The organism is Nocardia sp. CDC159 (genome assembly GCF_023740735.1).
Taxonomy (GTDB): Bacteria; Actinomycetota; Actinomycetes; order Mycobacteriales; family Mycobacteriaceae; genus Nocardia; species Nocardia pulmonis.
Map to the genome: position 1 here is coordinate 21431 of NZ_JAMRXH010000007.1, position 17439 is coordinate 38869.

The following is a 17439-nucleotide window of genomic DNA, read 5'->3' on the forward strand; positions in this document are numbered from 1 at the left end:
TCTCGCGGGATCGACGCCCGTCGGCCGGGAGCCACCGGAGGCCGCGGGTGAGGCTGCATCGGCTGGAGATGACGGCCTTCGGGCCCTTTGCCGAGACGGCGGTCGTCGACTTCGACGAGCTGGGGGCGGACGGGCTGTTCCTGCTGCACGGGCAGACCGGGGCGGGGAAGACGACCGTGCTCGATGCCATTGCCTTCGCGCTGTACGGTCGGGTGCCGGGGGCGCGGGGGGAGAGTAAGCGGCTGCATTCCGATCACGCGGATCCGCAGACGCCGCCGCGGGTGTTGCTGGAGGCGACGCTGGGTGGGCGGCGGTTGCGGTTGATTCGGTCGCCGGAGTTTCTGCGACCGAAGAAGCGGGGGAGCGGGTATCGCACCGAGCAGGCCGCGGCGACATTGGAGTGGCTGGACGGGCGGGGTCAGAATCTCTCTCGCATACCGGATATCGGTGACGAGGTGATCCGGCTGCTCGGGATGAGCGCGGATCAGTTCTTCCAGGTCGTGCTGTTGCCGCAGGGCGATTTCGCGCGATTCCTGCGCGCGGACAACGAGGATCGCGAGCGGCTGCTGGAAAAGCTCTTCGACACCGAACGTTTCGGCACGGCCGAGCAGTGGCTGGCGCAGCGCCGTCGGGACAGTGCGGCCGAACTGGAGACCCAGCGGCAGAGCATCGATCGGCTGATCGCGCAGGTCGGCGTCGCGGCCGGGGTCGGCCCGACCGAGACGGTCGGTCCGCTGGAGGCCGTGGACTGGTCGCAGCGACTGCTCGCCGCCGCCCGCACCCGCACCACCGAGACCGCGACGGAACTCGAACGCTGCCAAAAGGATTCGGCCGCCGCCCACGCCGCCGCCGAACAGCGGCGTCGCCTGCACGAGCTGCACCGCCGCCTCGGCGCCGCCCGCGCCCAGCTCGCCGAGTACACCGCCGCCGCCGACCACCGCGCCCGCCGCCAGGCCGAACTCGACCGCGCCCGCCGCGCCGAACCGGTGGCCACCGCCCTGGCCGAGGCCCGATCCGCCGCCGTGGCCCTGCGCCGCCGCACCGACGAAACCCACTCCCTCGCCGAACATCTCGCCGCCCGGCTCCTCGAACCGGCGGGTGCCGAACTGCCCGGCACATATTGGGCAGCACAGGATCTCGCAGCGGAAGAGCTCGCCGACACCGACTCGGCCGAGGATCTGCGAGCCATCGCAGCGGCCGAGGGCGAACTCCCGACCGCCGACGGGTTGGATATCGAACCGCCTGCCGAGCACGACGGGGCACCGGGACTGTTCTCCCTCGAAATCGCCGACCCCGCAACGACACCAGGCGACGGCGAGCCGGGCCTGTTCGACATCGCGGCGATGCCCGACGAGCCAGCCGTCACACCGAAAACAACCGCGCAACAATTCCTTTCGAACACCGAAACCCCCGGCCTCGACCACGCCATCCAGCGCTGGACCGCCCAGATCGGCGCACTCGACGAGGTCCGCGTGGACGCCGACTCGGCGCAACGACTGACGTCGGACCTCGCGGGTATGCGCAAAGAGCAAGCACGGCTGACCGCCCGCATCGAGCAGGTCTCGGCGCGCCGGGCCCAGCTGCCCGATGCCATCCGCAATGCGGAGGTTCGCCTGCGCGAGGCCGCCGACGCCATGGCCGAGCTGCCCGGTGTGGCGGCCGAATGCGAACGCCTGCGGGCGGCGGCCGCGGCGGCGGTGGAGTTGGTGCGGACCCGCCAGGAGTTGAGCCGAGCCGAGGCCGCACACGAGACGGCCCGCGTCGCGCACATCGACGCCCGGGAGCGCACCCTCGACGTGCGGGAACGTCGATTGGCCGGAATGGCAGCCGAATTGGCGGGCGCGTTGACCGCGGGCGAACCGTGCGGTGTCTGCGGCTCGATCGACCATCCGGCCCCGGCCCGGGCCGTCGACGCGGCCGCCTCGAAGGAGGACGAGGAGCGGGCCGTCGTGGCCGAGCGCCGCGCCGAGGCCGCCCGCGAGCGCGCACTCGCCCAGGTCACCGAGCTGCAGCGCCGGCTCGAGGTGCTCGTCGAACGCGGCGGCGACGGCGACCGTGCGGAGTTGGCCGCGGCCCTCGACGCCACCACCGCGCGCTACCAATCCGCGAGCACCACGGCGGCCCGGCACGACGATCTGACCGTCGAATTGGCGCGCCTGCGCACCGAGGACACCGGCCTGCAGGACGAACTGCGCGATCTGGAGACCCGCCGCAGCGCCGTGGCCGAGCGCATCCTGGCCGCGGATCGCCGACTGGCCGAGGTCACCGAGCGCCTGCGGGTCGCCGCCGGTGCCGACGGCACGGTCGAGCGTCGCCGCGGCCGCCTGGAGACCCTCATCGGCGAGGCCACCGCCCTGCGCACCGCCCGTGCCGAAACGGCCTCGGCCCGAGAGCATCTGACCGCGGCGGCGCGGCGCGTCGAACAGTCCGCCCGCACGGCGGGTCTCGTCACCGAGGCGGAAGCCGTTGTGGCGGAGGATGGCTCGGAGCCGAACTACGCGGCCCTGGCCGCCTACGCGAAGGTGGTCGACGCCGCCACCCGCACAGCGCAGCAGCAGGCCGAGATCGAGGCCGAACTGGTCGCCGCCGACCGCATGCGCGCCCACGCCGAGGCGGTGCTGGCCGAGCCGGAGATCCAGGCCGCGGCCGCGACCGAACCCGGTGATCTCGAGGCCGTGGAATCCCTGGTGGCCCAGGCCCGTATCGGCCTGGACGCGGCGGTCGCCGCGCATGCCGAGGCGACCCGGCGGGTGGCCCAGCTCGAGGAGCTCGGCGGTCAGCTCTGGGCCGCGGTGGATCGCATCGCCCCCATGCAGCGCGCCCACGAGGAACTGGCCGAACTCGCCGATGTGGTCGCCGGTCGCGGAGCCAACAATCGCAAGATGTCGCTGCGGTCCTATGTGCTGGCCGCGCGCCTCGAGGAGGTCGCGGTGGCCGGTTCGGTGCGGCTGCGCCGAATGTCCGGTGGCCGTTACGAATTCGTGCACACCGACGCCGCCGGACCGCGCGGCCGCCGCGGCGGTCTGGGCCTGGACATCCGCGACGACTACACCGGCGCCGTCCGCCCCGCCAAAACCCTCTCCGGCGGCGAAACCTTCATGGCCTCCCTGGCGCTGGCCCTGGGTCTGGCCGACGTGGTGGCCGCCGAATCCGGCGGCCTGGCCCTGGACACTCTGTTCATCGACGAGGGCTTCGGCAGCCTCGACGCCGACACCCTCGACGCCGTCATGGGCGTCCTCGACGAACTCCGCTCCGGCGGAAGAGTGGTAGGCGTCGTCTCCCACGTCGACGAAATGCGCCAACGCATCCCCAGCCGCCTACACGTCATCCGCGACCCCACGGGCTCCCACCTACGCACGATCGTCGCCTGACCCTTGCCCGGACTCCGTCCGGGCAAGGGATCGAGCAGGGTGCGTCTCGCGGGGATCGAGGAGGGCACCCTATCGGTCGGCAGGGGCTACCCTTCGCACCCTTTCTCGTGCCCCGCACCCTTTCCAGACGCCCGTAAGTGGTGCTAAGCGCGGAAAAGGGTGCGGGAGTTTGTTTGTCTGCCGACCGGCAGGCCGTCGCCACGGTGCAACCCGTCAGGGTGCGTAGCTGCCCTCATGATCCAGCAGCCACCGCTTGACCGGCAGCCCCCAGCGGAACCCGCCCAGCGACCCATCCGTGCGAAACACTCGGTGGCACGGTACGAACAACGCGGCGGCGTTGCGGGCGCAGGCGTTGGCGGCGGCACGGACGGCCTCGGGGCGTCCGGAGCGTTCGGCGTAGGTGGTGTAGGTGACCGGGCTTCCGGCGGGAATCTTGCGCAACACCTCCCAGGCGTGCACCAGGAACGGGCCCGACAGCTGCCGGACGGTGATGTCGTCGATCGCGAGAACGTCCCCGGCATGGTAGGTCTCGATCGCGCGGGTGACCGAACCCAGCGAATCACGTTGCCGCAGCGCGGTCGGGCGCAGGATGGGGTGGATGAGCAGCCGCAGGCCCTCGGCGTCGGCGGTCCAGCCCGAGGCCAGCACCGCGCCCTCGGCGTCGACGACGGTCGTGAACGGACCGATCGGCGTGGTCGTCGTCGCGTATTCGGCGAGACTCATTGCTGCACACCCACTTTCACTGAGGTTCGAATGGCGGACCCGTTCGCCGCGCCGTTGGTGCGCTCGGCCAGTGCGCGTTTCCACATATGCATGGACAGATACGACCGCCACGGCGCCCAGCGCGCGGTCTCGCCGAGATCGATCCCGAACAGCGTCGCCCCGCGCCGCACCACCAGATCGGTATGCAGCAGGATGTCGGGATCGGCCAGCAGCCGCATGGTGACATAGTCGGCGGTCCACGGCCCGACGCCGTCCAGCGCCAGCAGGTCGCGCCGCACGTCGGCGGCGGTGCGACCGGCGTGCAGTGTCAGCTCACCCGAGGCCAGCGCCCGCGCGGCGGACAGGATCGAGGTGGTCCGCCGGGTCGGCCCGGTCAGCACCTCGGCCCCGCGTTCGGCGATCACCTCGGCCGCGGGGAACAACCGTGGCACCGGCCCGCTCACCGTCTCCCCGAGCGCCTCGACCAGTCGGGCGGTATGCGTGGCCGCCGCCGAGATCGAGATCTGCTGCCCGATCATGGTGCGCAGCAACAGTTCCGACGCGTCCAGGCAGCCGGGCACCCGGATGCCGGGACTGAGCGGGAGCCCGCTGCCCCGGAACCCACTCGCCAGCGCCTCGTCGATGCCGACCGGATCGGCGTCCAGGTCCAGCAGGTGCCGCAGCCGCGCCACGGTCGGCGCCAGATCGCGCATATCGTGCAGCGCCAGCCCGGCCCGCACATGCCCGGTCTGCACACTCAACCGCACCGTCGCATGCCCGTGCGGGGTGCGCAGACTGCGGGTGTAGGTGCCGTCCTCCCACTGCTCGATGCCCGGCACCGCGTGCGCGGACAGGAACCACTCCAGCCACGGCTTGTCCAGCGGTTCGCGATAGGGCAGCCGCAGGGTGAGCATGCCGTTGGTGGCGGGCAGCGTGTCTCCGCGCAGCCGCCGCGACTCCTCGCGCAGCACGGTCGGGCTGACCGCGAACACCTCGCGCACGGTGTCGTTGAACTGTCGAATGCTCGCGAATCCGGCCGCGAAGGCGATGTCGGACATCGGCATTCGCGTGGTCTGGATCAGCAGCCGGGCGGTGTGCGCGCGATGGGCCCGGGCCAGCGCGAGCGGCCCGGCGCCGAGTTCGGCGGTGAGCACGCGGGTGAGCTGCCGCTGCGAGTAGCCCAGCGCCTCGGCCAGCGCGGGCACTCCGCCGCGCTCGATCACACCGTCGGCGATCAGCCGCATGGCCCGCGACGCCAGATCCGCGCGCGTGTTCCACAGCGGCGATCCGGGCGCGGCGTCGGGTAGGCAGCGGCGGCAGGCGCGGAACCCGCTTTGCTGCGCGGCCGCCGCGGTCGGCAGGAACGTGACGTTGGAGCGCTTCGGAGTGATAGCCGGACACGATGGGCGGCAATAGATTCCGGTGGTGCGCACCGCGGTGAAGAAGTGCCCGTCGAAACGGGCATCCCGGGTCGCCACGGCGCGGTAACAACGCTCGAAGTCCAGACCGTTCGCACTCACGCAGTCCACCATGTCAGCCCGAGCCGATCCGCGCTAGCGGAAAACAGACAGCTACCCCCGACGGGGAACGTTTCATGGCGATGTCTATTAGCTATGAATCGATAGCTACGAGTGTGCCCGCCATCGGGCGTCGGCGGCAGCGGCCCCCGCCCGGCCGGACGGACAGCCAACTCAGCAGCACCGATTGACGGGACTCCGATCGGCCGCCGCATGCCGCTCCCGCCAGTACTCCCGCTCACTGGGCACCGGACACCCCGGATGGTTGCGCCGAAGATGCTCCACATACCGCGCGTAATCCTGGCCCCCCAGAATCGAATTCACGTACCAGACCACGCCACGCGCGCCCCGCAACAGCGCGTGCGCGAGCCGCGCCCCGGCCCGCCCGCCCGCCCGCGCCGCGACAGCCGACCCGGTGCCGCCCCCAGTGGACGAACCCCCGGGGCCGGCACCGCTCCTCGTCAATCCGAGGCCACCGCGTGCGCGGCCCCCGGAATCCGCACCTTCCCGGATTTGGCCAGCTCGTCCCATTCTCGCTGCACCTCCTTCTCGGCCTTGGAGGCCAGGAAGCCCTTGGGGCCGAAGATCTTCGACGGCACCTCCGGGGATTCGGTGGTGGGGCCGCCGCCCTTGCGGAAGGCCTGGATGCACACGATCAGGCCGACCAGCGCGACGATCAGCACCAGCACCGCGAACACGATGGACAGGGTGCCCTGAATGAAGGTGTTGCGCACGACCTTGTCCATATCCGCCATGGTCTTCGCCGGAGCCAGCACCTTCCCGGCGTCCTGCGCGTCGCTGTAGATGCTGTGCTGCTTCCAGTAGCCGAGCTTGGGATCGGCGGAGAAGATCTTCTGCCAGGACGCGGTCATGGTGACCGTCAGATCCCAGATCAGCGGTAGCGCCGGAATCCACGCCCACTTGATCAGACCCTTCTTCACCACGATCACCAGCACCACGGTCAGCGCCACCGCGGCCAGCAGCTGATTGGCGATGCCGAACAGCGGATAGAGCGTGTAGATGCCGCCCAGCGGATCGGTCACACCCATGAGCAGCACCGAACCCCACGCCGCGACCACGAGGAACGAGCACAGCCAGGCACCCGGCAGCCACGATGGATCCTTGAACTTGCGGGCCGGTCCGCCCAGGTTGCCCAGGGTGTCCGACAGCATGAACCGCGCGACCCGGGTACCCGCGTCGATCGTGGTGAGGATGAACAGCGCCTCGAACATGATCGCGAAGTGGTACCAGAACGATTTGAGCGCGGTACCGCCGATGAACTGGGCCATCACCTCGGCCATGCCGACCGCCAGCGTGGGCGCGCCGCCGGTGCGCGAGACGATGCTGGTTTCGCCGACCTCCTTGGCGGCCTGGTCCAATTCGGCCCCGGTGATCGGCGGGCCGCCCAGCCCGAGCCCGTTGGTGTAGTTGGCTGCGCCCTCGGCCGTGCCGCCGGTCAGGCCCGCGCCCGCGTTCATCGCGAAGTACAGGTGCTGATCGAGAATGCTGGCCGCGATGATCGCCATGACCGCCACGAACGATTCCATCAGCATGCCGCCGTAGCCGATCATGCGCGCCTGGGCCTGCTTCTGCAGCAGCTTCGGCGTGGTGCCCGAGGAGACCAGTGAGTGGAAGCCCGACAGCGCGCCGCAGGCGATGGTGATGAACAGGAACGGGAACAGGCTGCCCGCGAACGACGGGCCGCTGCTGTTGTGCGCGAATTGCGAGATCGCCGGGGCCTGCAGCACGGGCATGGTGACCACCACGCCGAGAGCCAGCAGCACGATGGTGCCGATCTTCATGAAGGTCGACAGATAGTCACGCGGCGCGAGCAGCAGCCACACCGGCAGCACCGAGGCGACGAAGCCGTAGCCGATCAGCAGCCAGGCGATGGTGGTGCCCGACAGGGTGAACATCTCATGGCCCCAACCGGATTCGGAGACCCAGCGACCGGAGACGATGGCCAGCATCAGCAGCGCGAAGCCGATCAGCGAGACCTCGCCGACCTTACCCGGCCGCATGTAGCGCAGGTACAGACCCATCAGCACCGCGATCGGAATGGTCATCGAAATCGAGAACACACCCCACGGGCTGCCGCCGTGCAGCTGCCCATCCGCGCCCTTGGTCGCCGCCAGCGCGTTGACCACCACGATGCCCAGCACCGCCAGCAGGATCACCATGATCACCAGCACGGCCAGCAGCGCCGCGACGCCGCCGACCGCGCCGAGTTCCTCGCGCGCCATCTGGCCGAGGCTGCGCCCGCGCCGCTTCGACGAGGCCCACAGCACCAGATAGTCCTGCACCGCACCGGCGAGCACGACGCCGATGACGATCCAGATCGTGCCCGGCAGATAGCCCATCTGCGCGGCAAGAACGGGACCGACCAGCGGACCGGCGCCCGCGATCGCGGCGAAGTGGTGACCGAACAGGACCCGCCGATCCATCGGCATGTAGTCCTTGCCGTTCTCCAATTCCTCGGCGGGCGTGGCGACGTCGTCACGCGGCTTGGTGATCTTGTACTCGATCAGCCGGGCATAGAACTGGTAGGCGATGATGTAGGTGCACACCGCCGCGACGACGATCCAGACCGCGTTGACGTTCTCGCCGCGGGCGATGGCCAGCACCGCCCAGGCGACCGCACCGAGTACCGCGATGACGAGGAAGATCGCCTTCTTCGCCGGTGTGATGCGCGAACGATCCACCACGCCCACGGGAGGTAGGTCGGGATCCGTTCGGAGGTATTCGATGGTCGCCATGCGAGCTACCCTCCCGTATATCTAGCTAGGTCTTGCGGAAACGGACACAACGTAGCCGAACCGACGCGCGTGCGGGTCCGACTTGACCAAGTCCGAACATTCGGTCTGTATGGTCGCACGCCCATCTCACATGTTGCACATCACTTTCTCAAATTCTGGAATCGGGCACGGGGGTGGATCGCCGATGCCCGCGTGTTGCCGGTCTTCTCTTCCCATCCTGCGTATGCTGCGGTGCCGGTACGCGGCGCTATTGCCGCGCCCGCCGCTGTCCTGGTAGTCGTCGCGGAGGGAGGTCATCGTGCATCGCCGGACGTTGCTCGGAGCGATGGTGGCCGCACCGTTGCTGTCCGCCGGTTGCGGGGCCGAGGACGACGCGCTGACCTTCTTCTTCCAGGCCCGTCCGGAGGAGGCGCGGGCCCGGCTGCGCATCATCGACGAGTTCCGCAAACGCCACCCGGGCATCGCGATTCGCACCATCATGTCCGGACCCGACCCGCTGCAGCAGATGCTGACCTACTGCGCGGGCGGCAAATGCCCGGATGTGTTGATGGCCTGGGAACTGCTGTACGCGGGCCTGGCCGAACGTGGGGTACTGCTGGACCTGCGCACCCTGCTCGGGCGCGAACCCGGCTACGCCGCGGCCCTGCGCGCGGACAGCTACGCACCGCTCTACGGCACCTTCGGCTACGGCGGCGGCCAGTACGCGCTGCCCGAACAGTGGTCCGGAGTGTTCCTCTACTACAACCGGAAGTCGTTCGAGCGGGCCGGTATTCGCGCGCCGCGGCGCTGGGACGAGGCCTGGAGCTATGCCGAATTCCGCGCTGCCGCCCAGGCACTGACCCACCGCGACCAGAGCGGCCGGGTGCGGCAGTGGGGTTTCGTCGACGGCTGGGTGCCGAGCTATTCGGCGGCCTGCTTCGGCATGAACAACGGCGCCGAATGGTTCAGCCCGCCGATCGCGCCGGTCCGCACCAATATCGGCGATCCGCGCTTCGCCGAGGGCGTACAGTTCTACGCCGACCTGGCCCTGCGCGATCGGGTCGCGCCCACTATCGCCGACCGGCAATCGGTTTCGGCCTACGACCTGTTCGCCAGCGGGCGGGCGGGGATGCTGCTGGGTGGGCACTGGTTGTATTCGGAATTCGCCGACAGCGACGGACTCGACTTCGACGTGACGGTGCTGCCGGTGGGACCGCACGGCGGTCCGGGGGCGATCACCGATGTCGGGTGTACCGGCCTGGCCATCGCCGCCGCCAGCCCGCGCCGCGAAAAGGCTTGGGAATTCCTCAAATTCGCCACGGGCCCGGAGGGGCAGGCGATCATCGCCGCATCCGGACTGTTCGTCCCGGTGCTGCGTTCGGCCATGCACTCGCCCGGCTTCGCCCGGGCCCACGAGCGCATCGGCAATCTCGCGGTGTTCACCGAGGGGCCCGATCACTCCCGCCCGCTGGCCATCACGCCCGCCTGGGGCAAGGTGGACGCCCTGCTGTCCCGGCACTGCAATCGGGTGCTGCGCGGGGCCGCCACGGCCGATTCCCTGGCGGATGCGGCCGCCGATGTCGATGTGCTGCTGCGGGAGCGGGTGTGAGCGGCCGCATGCGAGCCGCCCGAGATGGCGCGTGGTCGTCGGCGGGTGCGGGTTCGCGCGCACGGCGGTCGGACGTCGTCGCGGCGGCGCGATCGCGGCGGGGTTTGTCGGGCGCGGTGTCGGAGGCTCGGCGGAGCGGCTCGACCGTCGGTGCGGTGCCGGAACCTCGGCGGCGCCGATCGGCCCTGGCGCGGCGGCGGGCGCGGGCGGGTGTCGGCTTCGTCGCGCCGAATCTGGCGGCGGTCGCGGTGTTCATGCTGTTCCCGCTCAGTTTTTCGCTCTATCTGAGCTTCCAGCACTGGGATCTGTTCCGACCCATGCGATTCGCCGGCCTCGGAAACTATCGGCAGTTGCTCGGCGATCCGCTGTTCTACATCGCCCTGCGCAATACGGCGGTGTTCACCGTGCTGACGCTGGTACCGACGGTGGCGATCAGCCTCGGCGTGGCGGTCGCGTTGAACCGGAAACTGCGGGGGATAGGGCTGTTTCGCACCCTGGCGTTCCTGCCGCTGGTGGCCTCGACGGTGGCGATGGCGGTGGTGTGGCGGTTCCTGCTCACCACCGACGACGGGCTGGTGAATCTGCTGCTGGGCTGGTTCGGGGTGAAACCCGTGCCGTGGCTGACCGACCCGGCGTGGGCGCTGCTGTCGCTGAGCCTGGTGACGGTGTGGAAGAGCGTGCCGTTCGCCACGGTCGTGCTGTTGGCCGCCATGCAGGGGATTCCGGTAACGCTCTACGAGGCGGCGCGGATCGACGGGGCGGGTGCGTGGCGGCGCTTCCGCTCGATCACCGTCCCGCTGATTCGCGGCGCGCTGTCGTTCGTCTTCGTCATCACGATCATCAACACCGTGCAGGCGTTCGATCAGGCCTATGCGCTCACCGACGGCAACGGCGGGCCGGACACCGCCACCTACGTGCTGGGAATCATGTTGTTCCAAAATGCCTTTCGCTTCTACGAGGTCGGCTACGCCGCCGCGCTGGCCTGGGTGATATTCGCACTGCTGCTGGTCTTGACGCTGATCCAACTGTGGTTGTCGCGCCGGGAGACCGAGCCGTGGTGACCGAGCGGGCGATCCTCGGGCGCACGCTGCGCGGGTTGGCGATCTACGCGGTGCTGGTGCTCATCGCCTGGTGCGCGGTCGGGCCGATCCTCTGGGCGCTGTCGGCCTCGCTGAAAGGCCGTGGGGCGGTGAGCGATCCGGCCCCGATCCCGCAACATCCGCAGTGGTCCAACTACGGCCGGGTATTCGAACTGCTGCCGCTGGGCCGGATGCTGCTCAACACCGCGATCTACGCCGGATGTGTCACCGCGGGGCAGGTGTTCTTCTGCTCGCTGGCCGGATACGCGTTCGCGCGCCTGCGTTTTCCGGGCCGCGAGGCGCTGTTCCTGGCGTATCTGGCGACCCTGATGGTTCCGCTGACCGTGACGGTCCTGCCGCAGTTCCTGCTCATGCGGGCCTTCGGCTGGGTGGACACGCCCTGGGCAATTATCGTCCCGGGCCTGTTCGGCTCGGCCTTCGGCACATATCTCATGCGGCAGTTCTTCCGCACGCTGCCAGCGGAACTCGAGGAGGCCGCCATCCTCGACGGCTGCGGCACCTGGCAGGTCTTCTGGCGCGTCCTGCTCCCGCACGCCCGCCCCGCGGTCATGGTGCTGGCGGTGCTCACCTGGATCTCGGTCTGGAACGATTTCCTCTGGCCGCTGGTGATGATCCAGCGCAACGACATCGCCACCGTCACCCTGGGCCTGGTCCGCCTGCAGGGGCAGTATCACACCCAGTGGCCGATTCTCATGGCCGCCGCACTGCTGGTGCTCGCGCCGCTGCTGGTGGTGTACGCCCTGGCCCAGCGGGCGTTCGTGCGCGGTATCGCGCAGTCGGGGCTGGGCGGGCGGTGAGCGGTCAACCGCCCTGCGGGCCCGGCAGATTCGGCAGATCGTTCGGGTTGGTGCGCAGCGCCGCCTCGTAGGCGTAGGCCAGCTGGTCGCGGGCCCGCAGGGTGTCGGGATGAGCCGGACCCAGCAGACGTTCGCGGTCCGCCGCGGTGCGGGCGTAGGCCTCGACCGCCTCGCGGTACCTGCCCGTCTCGTGATAGACGAAGGCCAGGTTGTTGCGGGCGATCTGGGTGCTGGGGTGGTCCGCGCCCAGCGCGCGTTCACGGTAGGCGAGAACCCGTTCGTAGAGTTCGACGGCCTCGGCGGCGCGGTCCACGCGCGGCAGCACGTAGGCGAGGTTGTCGCAGGCCCGGATGGTGACCGGATGGTCCGCGCCCAGCGCGCGTTCGCTGCCGCTCAGCGCGCGGCGGCAGAGCTCAACGGCCTCGGCCAGGCGTCCCGCGGCGACATGGTCGTCGGCCAGGTTGCCGAGTGCGTCGATGGTGTCGGGATGATCCGAGCCCTGGGTTCGTTCCCGGGCGGCCAGAATGCGCTCGTTCAGATCGATGGCCTCGTCGGTGCGATCCGCCGCGCGGAAGGCCGCGGCCAGGCATTCGGCGGTGACCAGCGTGGTCGGGTGGTCCGCGCCGAGGATCCGCTCGCTGTCGGCCAGGGTGCGGCCGAACAGCTCGATGGACTCGGGCAGGCGGTCGGCCTCGCGATAGGCGAGTGCGAGATTGTGGCGGGCGGCGAGGGTATCCGGATGTTCGGCGCCGAAGGCCTGTTCACTGTCGGCGACGGTCCGTTCGTACAGTTCCACCGCCTCGCTCATGCGACCGGCGTTGCGGTAGGTGCGGGCCAGATTGGCGCGCAGGCCGAGCGTATCGCGATCGTGTGGACCGAAGGTGGCCGCGCAGTCGGCGACCACGCGTTCGTACAGGTCGATCGCCTCGGTGAGCTGTCCGGACTCGCGGTACACGCGCGCGAGATCGCCCGCCGAACTCAGCGTGTCGCGATGCAGCGGGCCGAGGGTGCGCTCGCGGTCGGCCAGCAGGCGCGCGTAGAGCGCGACGACCTCGGCTCGGTGATCGGTCCGGGTGGTCGATTCGTCCTGTGCGGGTTCGGGATCCGGATACGGCTGCGTCGGCCGGGACGGGGCCGCGGCCGGTGACCGCGCCGCCTCCGGGAGTTCGGCACCCGGCCGGGCGGGACCCGGCGAGAGGGTGAGCTTCACTGTGTGCCTGGCGGTTTCGTCGGCCGCCGCGCCGCCCGAACCGGCGACCCACAGTCGCGGGCGCCCCTGGTCGATGCCGATCGTCAGGCCGACGGTCAGTTCCACCGCGCGCGGTTCCAGTACCGGTCCGCCACCGCCGCTCGCCTGGTCGGCCGCGGCGCCCAGCTGCCGGGACAGCTCGGAAAGCGCCTGCGCCAACAAAACTCGTTCCGGTGGCGACCCTGAGGTGTCCGCCATCACCGTCCCCCTTTCGAACCCGCGATCACACCTGCGCCGTGACCGTCGTCTCGATCGTAAGTCCCGGCGGTGACAGGAGTTGTCGGTGCGTGCGCATAGGCTGTGTGCGACAAGGAAACACGGTGAAAGGCACGACCCGATGAGCACCATCCCGCAGACCGCCGCCGATCCGGCCGCCGCCCTGGCCTCCGTCTGGCGCGGGGTCCTCGTCGATGCGCACCGGGCGCTGGTCGATGTGGTCTCCGGTATCGGTGTGGATCAGTGGCAGTTGCCGACGCCGTGTTCGGAGTGGACGGTCACGCAGGTGATCCAGCACGCGGCGGCCGATCAGCGCCTGTACGCGCATGCGCTCGGGGTGGGCGGCGGGCCCGACTACGACCCGTTCGCGCCCTCGGGCACCATCGACGGCCAGGCGGCCACTCTGATCGCCACCGCCGTCGACGAGGCGGCCGCGGCGTGGGGAAGCGTCGGCGAGGACACCGCGACGGTGCCGACCCCGCTGCCGCACGGTGAGCTGCCCACCCCGGTGGCGGCCGTGATGTGCGGTCTGGACGCGGCCGTGCACGCCTGGGACATCGCCGTCGCGACCGGACAGCGCTCGCCGCTGACCGAGGAACTCGCCACGGTGTTCCTCATCGCGGCGACCGGGCTGGTCGACCCGTTGCGGCAGTTCGGCGTGTTCGCCGCGGCGCTGGACACCGAGGCGGACGCCACCGCGGTCGAGCGGCTGCTGCGCTACCTGGGTCGCAATCCGCGGCCCTGATCGCGGCCGCGTAGACTCTTGCTCTCGTGAGTCTCACCCTCGGAATCGTCGGCCTACCCAATGTCGGAAAGTCGACGCTGTTCAACGCGCTGACCAAGAACGACGTGCTGGCGGCGAACTACCCGTTCGCGACCATCGAGCCGAACGTCGGCGTGGTGCCGCTGCCGGATCCGAGGCTGGCCAAGCTCGCCGAGATCTTCAACTCCGAGCGGATCGTCCCCGCGACGGTGTCGTTCGTCGATATCGCGGGCATTGTGAAGGGTGCGTCGGAGGGCGCCGGGCTGGGCAACAAGTTCCTGGCCAACATCCGTGAGGCCGACGCGATTTGCCAGGTGGTGCGCGTATTCGCCGATGACGACGTGGTCCACGTCGACGGCCGCGTCGATCCGCTGGCCGATATCGAGGTGATCGAGACCGAGCTGATCCTCGCCGATCTGCAGACCCTGGAGAAGGCCGTCCCGCGGTTGGAGAAGGAAGCCAAGGTCAAGAAGGACCGCAAACCGGCCTACGACGCCGCCAAGGCCGCCCAGGACATCCTCAACGACGGCAAGACCCTGTTCTCCGTGCGCGACCAGCTCGACACAGACCTGCTGCGCGAGCTGTCGCTGCTGACCATCAAGCCGTTCCTCTACGTCTTCAACGCCGACGAGTCCGTCCTCACCGACGAGACCAAACTCGCCGAGCTGCGGGCCGCGGTGGCCCCCGCCGACGCGGTCTTCCTCGACGCCAAGGTGGAGGCCGAACTGCTGGAACTGGACGAGGAATCGGCCCGCGAACTCCTCGAATCCATCGGCCAATCCGAACCCGGCCTACACGCCCTGGCCCGAGCCGGCTTCCACACCCTGGGCCTGCAGACCTACCTCACCGCGGGCCCCAAGGAGGCCCGCGCCTGGACCATCCACCAGGGCGACACCGCCCCCAAGGCCGCCGGCGTCATCCACACCGACTTCGAACGCGGTTTCATCAAGGCCGAAATCGTCGCCTTCGACGACCTCGTCGAGGCCGGCTCGATGGCCGCGGCGAAGGCCGCGGGGAAGGTGCGGATGGAGGGGAAGGATTACGTCATGAGCGATGGGGACGTGGTCGAGTTCCGGTTCAACGTCTAGGCCGTCTCCTCACCCCATCCGGACGTTGCCAGGTGCCCCGCAGGTGGAGGTCGTGGCAGCGCCGGACAGCCGCTGTGCGAGCCAGTCCAGCGATCCCGAGAAGGACTCGAATTCGGCCGAGACATGTTCGGCGACAGGGAATTTGGTATAGGTGATGTCGACACCTCGGGCGCAGTAGTCGGCGACGAGGCGGTCGGTGTCGGGGACCGTGGCGATCTCGTCGATCACCGCGCTGACCAGATACAGCGGCGCGGCCGGAGTTCCGTAGCGACCGGCCCGCAGACTCTCCACGACCGCTGCGATGGCCGGTGTGTCCAGCGGCCAGACGCCATTGACGGTGTAGTCCTGTAGGCGTGTGAACGCGTATTTCTGTCCGAGGTCGACGTAGCACGAGCCGGTGATCTCTTCTATCAACGCCGGGTCGCGGACGAAAGAGCGGATATTCAGTTCGGGGTAGGCGCGGTCGATACCGAGCGCGGCCACCATGGTGAGGCTGGAGAAGAATCCGCCGTTCACGAGGCGAGCGGTCCCGGCCAAATCGGTGGGCAGCCCGCCGGCCGCGACGGCCCGGATATTCAGTTCCGGCGCATAGGTCGGTGCGAGTTCGGCGGCGAACTCGGTGCCACGAGAGCCACCGGAATAGCCGTACAGCAGTACCGGTGTCGCGGTCCCGAGCAGTCCGGCGGGGGCGAAGTTCTCGGCGGCACGAATGCCGTCGAGTGTGTTGCGCCCCTCGACGTAACCCGCCGTGAACTGAGGTTCAGGGCCGAGAAAGTCCGGCACCACGACCGTCCAGCCGCGTTCGAGTTCGGCCGCGATATTCTGCTCCTCCAGGCGTATGGTGCCCTGCCGGTTGGCATTCAGACGCATGAGGTAGGACGGGTTGCAGCGGGAATTCAGGGAGTTGATCCACGCCTGATCCGAGATCAGTACCGGTGGCTCGACACGGCGTTCCGGGCGCAGGACGATCGCCATCGTCGTCCACGGCTTCCCCTTCGTGTCTTGACTGACGTATTTCAGCTGCCAGGCTGAAAACGCCACCGAGCTCGGAAAATCCGGAAGGGTGACCGGGCGGCTGTCGATCACCTCACCCATCGCCCGCCCGGCCAGCGAATCCGGCTGTGCGTAGAACGGATCGTCCACGGGCAGCGGCGGTTGCGCCGACGCGTCGACCGACGAGATCGCATGCAGCGAACCGGCAATCGCCACTGCGGCGGCCAGCAGGCCGAGCGGCCTACGAAAGGTAACCTGCGACGCTCTCAACTGACCCATCCTCCTTTTCAGGCAGAATTAGTCCACGCCGCGCCTACGCGTCGACGCGACGGTGGTCATCTGGTCGGAAGAAGTCTTCCAACCTGCGCGCCCAGGAGCAGCGCACCATCGCGACCGCGTCGGCCATGCCCAGCGCAGGGCCGGGGCAGACCGCAACGTTCGTCGCGTGCCGAGAGTTCACGCGTGCGGTTTGCCCGCCATTAGCCGTCGTAAACCCGCGACCCCGACCTCACTTCAGATGCCGGGCGAAGAACCGGTTCCCGTCGTCCGCCTCGAACTGCGGGACGCCGGTGTGCCCGCCCATATTGGCGTGCAGCGTCTTCTCCTTGGAGCCGAAGGCGTCGAACAGGTTCAGGGCCTGCTGCCGGTCGTTCCCTTCGTCGTCCCACTGCAGCAGGACCTGCAGCGGAATGGTGACCTGCCGGGCCTCCTCGAACATGCTGCGGGGCACGAAACTCCCGGCGAACAGGAGGGCGGCCGAGATGCGCGGCTCGACCACCGCCAGCCGGACACCGATGGCGATCACCCCTCCCGAGTACCCGACCGGGCCGCCGATCTCGGGCAGTGCAAGGAGGGCGTCCAGGGCGGCCCGCCATTCCGGGACCGCCTTGTCGACCAGTGGGAGGACGAGCCGGTCGACGATCTCGTCGTCGACCGGTTCTCCGGCGTGAACCGCTCGGCGCAGGTCGGCGCGGGCCTGTTCGGCGGTGGCGGAACGGGGCCGCTCACCACTCCCGGGCAGCTCGATGGTGGCCGTGGCGAAGCCCTCCGCCGCGGCGTACCGGGCCCGGGCCACCAGCCGGGGATACATCATGTGCAGCCCGCCGGGGTGGCCGAGCAGGATCAGCGGGGCCGGTGCGGAGGGGGATTCGGGCGTCCACAGGATGCCGGGGATCTCGCCGAGGGTGAATCCGCGTTCGAGGACGCCGTCGTCGAGGCGCTGTTCGGAAATGAATTGCATGGTCGTGTCTTTCGGGAGTGCGCTCGAGCGGCGCTCCCGGACGACCTATCGCCCGACCG

Annotated in this window: 13 protein-coding genes; 6 read left to right on the forward strand and 7 right to left on the reverse strand. The window is 69.5% G+C overall.

Features of this window, described 5'->3' with window-relative positions; translation table 11 throughout:
• Positions 1-47 precede the first annotated feature (47 nt).
• Entirely contained in the window at positions 48-3371 is a 3324-nt protein-coding gene (locus tag NDR87_RS17090) for an AAA family ATPase (RefSeq protein WP_251914184.1), read from the forward strand.
• 213 nt (positions 3372-3584) lie between these two features.
• Here NDR87_RS17090 and NDR87_RS17095 read toward each other — a convergent pair whose 3' ends face one another.
• The 4 genes from NDR87_RS17095 to NDR87_RS17110 form a co-directional block, all read right to left on the reverse strand.
• Entirely contained in the window at positions 3585-4094 is a 510-nt protein-coding gene (locus NDR87_RS17095) for a methylated-DNA--[protein]-cysteine S-methyltransferase (protein ID WP_251914183.1), read from the reverse strand.
• Positions 4091-5605, reverse strand: coding sequence for an AlkA N-terminal domain-containing protein (locus tag NDR87_RS17100; protein WP_251914182.1), 1515 nt, complete (start codon positions 5603-5605; stop codon positions 4091-4093). Before NDR87_RS17100 ends, NDR87_RS17095 begins: the two co-directional genes overlap by 4 nt.
• A 159-nt stretch (positions 5606-5764) precedes the next feature.
• Complete coding sequence (locus NDR87_RS37760) at positions 5765-6121, reverse strand: YbdD/YjiX family protein (protein ID WP_308212107.1); 357 nt, start codon at positions 6119-6121, stop codon at positions 5765-5767.
• A complete protein-coding gene (locus NDR87_RS17110) occupies positions 6052-8346 on the reverse strand; it encodes a carbon starvation CstA family protein (protein WP_251914181.1) in 2295 nt (764 codons plus the stop codon). Before NDR87_RS17110 ends, NDR87_RS37760 begins: the two co-directional genes overlap by 70 nt.
• Before the next feature lie 325 nt (positions 8347-8671).
• Between NDR87_RS17110 and NDR87_RS17115 the strand changes: the two genes are divergently transcribed.
• The 3 genes from NDR87_RS17115 to NDR87_RS17125 all read left to right on the forward strand — a co-directional run bounded on the left by NDR87_RS17115 (position 8672) and on the right by NDR87_RS17125 (position 11831).
• Positions 8672-9934 (forward strand): sugar ABC transporter substrate-binding protein, encoded by a 1263-nt coding sequence (locus tag NDR87_RS17115; RefSeq protein ID WP_251914254.1) that lies wholly within the window; start codon positions 8672-8674, stop codon positions 9932-9934.
• Positions 9935-10089: 155 nt separating this feature from the next.
• Positions 10090-10995 carry a carbohydrate ABC transporter permease gene (locus NDR87_RS17120; RefSeq protein WP_251914180.1) on the forward strand — a complete coding sequence of 302 codons (906 nt, stop codon included), beginning with the start codon at positions 10090-10092 and terminating at the stop codon, positions 10993-10995.
• Positions 10989-11831, forward strand: coding sequence for a carbohydrate ABC transporter permease (locus NDR87_RS17125; protein WP_251914179.1), 843 nt, complete (start codon positions 10989-10991; stop codon positions 11829-11831). Before NDR87_RS17120 ends, NDR87_RS17125 begins: the two co-directional genes overlap by 7 nt.
• Before the next feature lie 4 nt (positions 11832-11835).
• On the opposite strand, the gene NDR87_RS17130 is transcribed toward NDR87_RS17125, so the two are convergent.
• Positions 11836-13239, reverse strand: a complete 1404-nt coding sequence (locus NDR87_RS17130; protein ID WP_251914178.1) for a tetratricopeptide repeat protein — start codon at positions 13237-13239, stop codon at positions 11836-11838.
• 178 nt (positions 13240-13417) lie between these two features.
• Between NDR87_RS17130 and NDR87_RS17135 the strand changes: the two genes are divergently transcribed.
• Together NDR87_RS17135 and ychF are read left to right on the forward strand one after the other, a co-directional pair.
• Complete coding sequence (locus NDR87_RS17135) at positions 13418-14041, forward strand: TIGR03086 family metal-binding protein (protein ID WP_251914177.1); 624 nt, start codon at positions 13418-13420, stop codon at positions 14039-14041.
• Positions 14042-14067: 26 nt separating this feature from the next.
• The gene (gene ychF, locus NDR87_RS17140) at positions 14068-15147 is read left to right on the forward strand and encodes a redox-regulated ATPase YchF (RefSeq protein ID WP_251914176.1); all 1080 of its coding nucleotides are present in this window, start codon (positions 14068-14070) and stop codon (positions 15145-15147) included.
• Positions 15148-15156: 9 nt separating this feature from the next.
• On the opposite strand, the gene NDR87_RS17145 is transcribed toward ychF, so the two are convergent.
• Complete coding sequence (locus NDR87_RS17145) at positions 15157-16410, reverse strand: lipase family protein (protein WP_251914175.1); 1254 nt, start codon at positions 16408-16410, stop codon at positions 15157-15159.
• Between the two features lie 238 nt (positions 16411-16648).
• The gene (locus tag NDR87_RS17150) at positions 16649-17380 is read right to left on the reverse strand and encodes an alpha/beta hydrolase (protein ID WP_251914174.1); all 732 of its coding nucleotides are present in this window, start codon (positions 17378-17380) and stop codon (positions 16649-16651) included.
• Positions 17381-17439: the final 59 nt, after the last annotated feature.